The 2,564-nt window shown below is 64.7% G+C and carries 2 protein-coding genes; both read right to left on the reverse strand.

All coding sequences use genetic code 11. From position 1 onward, the window contains the following. Window positions 1-355: 355 nt before the first annotated feature. Window positions 356-1,567 (reverse strand): IS91 family transposase, encoded by a 1,212-nt coding sequence (locus tag XH80_RS03010; protein ID WP_271597272.1) that lies wholly within the window; start codon window positions 1,565-1,567, stop codon window positions 356-358. A gap of 11 nt (window positions 1,568-1,578) precedes the next feature. After that, complete coding sequence (locus XH80_RS03015; RefSeq protein WP_271597273.1) at window positions 1,579-2,505, reverse strand: tyrosine-type recombinase/integrase; 927 nt, start codon at window positions 2,503-2,505, stop codon at window positions 1,579-1,581. Between the last annotated feature and the right edge of the window lie 59 nt (window positions 2,506-2,564).

Here is a 2,564-nt window from a genome sequence, read left to right on the forward strand (position 1 = left end):
TGTGCAGGTTTTTGGACGCCGGCGACAAAGAGGCTCCGCACGCCGAACTGACCGGCGTCCAAAAAGCGCCAAGGCACGAAGTCGCGGGAAGTTGAGCACCGGCTAAGCAGCGAGCGCTATGGGGATTTAATGCCGGCGTCGGGCTCGATGATAGACGTGACGGCGACAGGATTGGACCTGCGTGTCCGGACGTAGGGCAGTTCAGGAGAGTGCATTAGGCTTTTGGGCGGGCGTTCGGAGCGCACCAATGCGCGATGTGCGCACTGATGGATGCCGCTGGGTTGAACGAGAGCGCCGCCAGCATTTAGCCAGCGCATCGGAGCAGGACAACAGCAACGCTCACAGGAGGTCTTGGTCATGACGTGTCGATCCTGATCAGTGTCGGCCGCCAGCTCGGCTGGCAGCCGCGGGCGAACACCTCGATCACGATCATGCGGGCGCCACAGCGCGAGCATGGGCACGGCAGCACACGTGGCGTGTCCGTCGCGATATCCGGCTGCTCTTGCGGGTCGGCGGCCGGCGGGGCGACGTTGAGGAGTGCGCGGGCTGTCGCGATGCTCTGGGCGCGGTTGGCGTTGGCAAAGAGCCCGTAGTGGCGGATGCGGTGGAAGCCCTTGGGCAGCACGTGCAGCAGGAACCGCCTGATGAACTCGTGCGGGTGAAGCCGCATCGTCTTCCAGCGGTTGGCGCCGTTGAGGCGATAGTCCTTCCAGCGGAACGCAATCGCTTCGTCGTCGGCTGCAACGAGGCGGCGGTTGGAGATGGCGACACGATGGGTGTAACGGGACAGATAACGCAGCACCTGCGCGGGCCCCGCGAACGGGGCCTTGCAATAGACCACCCACTTGATGCGCCGCAGCGGGGCGATGAAGCGCTTGAACGTTGTCTTGTCGGTGAGTCCGGCATGGGTATTGAAGAACTTTAGCTCGCCGGCGTCGTGCGCATGCACGAGCATCGCCAGCATTTTGCCCTGGAACAGGCGCGCCAGCACGTTGACATGGACGAGGAAATTGGAGCGCGCGGCGATCCATCGCGTGTTATCGAGCGAGAGCCCTCCACCCGGCACGATCATATGCACGTGCGGATGATGGGTGAGCGCCGAGCCCCAGGTGTGCAGCACGGCCGTGATACCGATGCGCGCGCCGAGGCGCTTGGGATCGCTTGCGATGGCGAGCGTCGTCTCGGCCGCTGCCTTCATCAGCAGATTATAGATCACGCGCTTGTTCTGGTAGGCGATGTCACGCAACTCGCTGGGCAGCGTGTAGACGACGTGAAAATACGGCACCGGCAACAGCTCCGCTTCGCGGTCGGCCAGCCATCGGCGTGACGCCGCACCCTGGCACTTCGGACAATGCCGGTTGCCGCAGGAGTTGTAGGCGACCTCGGTATGGCCGCACGCCGCGTTCTCGCAGCGTGCGACATGGCCGCCGAGCGCCGCCGTGCGACAGCGCTCGATCGCACTCATCACCTTCAATTGCCCGAGGCTCACATGCCCCTGATTGGCGTCACGCCAAGCAGAGCCGTGATCGCGGAGGATGTCCGCGACCTCCAGAACTGGCCGAGCCACGGCCGGCGGCGCTACGGCGCTGGCGGCTCCTCACTGTCTCGCTGTCGCCGGCGGCGGCGCGGCGCGCTTAGGCCCTCGAGCGGGCTCTCGATCTTGGCAATCAGTCCGATCGCCACGCGACTGTAGCGGGCTGTCGTCTCAAGCTTGGAATGTCCGAGCAACGCCTGGATCACGCGAATGTCCCTGCCGCGCTCGAGCAGGTGGGTCGCGAAGCTGTGGCGAAGCGAATGCAGCGGGACCGTCTTGCGCAGCCCCGCGGCTTTGGCGGCCTCCTTGAACAACCGGCTGAACTGACGCGTGGTCAGTGGCTGACGTTGACTGCGACCGGGAAACAGCCAGCGCTGTTCGGGCGCGACGCCGTTGTTGGACGCGCTCGGCCCCGCCTTCCACCATTGCCGCAACAGCTTCAGGACCTCTAGCGGCAGCATCACGTGCCGGTCCTTGCGGCCCTTCGACTGCACAATGCGGATGATCTTTTGCTCGCTGTCGATGTCGCCCGCCCGCAGCCGCACCACCTCGCCGGCGCGCAATCCGCAACCATAGGCCAGGGTCAGCATCGCCCGCGCCTTCAGGCTCGTCGCCATGGTCAGGACACGCTTGACCTCCTCGGGGCTCAGCACCGGCGGCAGCCTCTCGGGCTCCTTGATGTGCCAGACCTCGGCCGCCAGATCGTGACGACGTAGCGTGACGCGGAACAAGAACCGCACCCCGGTCATGATCCGATTGCGGTTGCAGATGCTCATCCCGCTCTCGATCAGGTGCAGCTGAAATCGGCGCACCTCGTCGGCCGTCGCCGTATCGGGCGAGCGTTTGAGCCAGGTGGCGAACCGCCTGCAACTGTAAATGTGGCCACGCTGAGTGTGCGGGTTGAGCTTGCGCCCAGCCATGTCTTCGATCATACGCTGACGCAGCGGACTGACTGTGTTGGTATCGCTCATGGAGAGCTCCTTCCTGAGTGAGGGTTGCAACACCTCGATTCTCAGGACGGGGCTCTCCA

The sequence above is a fragment of the Bradyrhizobium sp. CCBAU 45384 genome, from assembly GCF_028128665.1.
Taxonomy (GTDB): domain Bacteria; phylum Pseudomonadota; class Alphaproteobacteria; order Rhizobiales; family Xanthobacteraceae; genus Bradyrhizobium; species Bradyrhizobium manausense.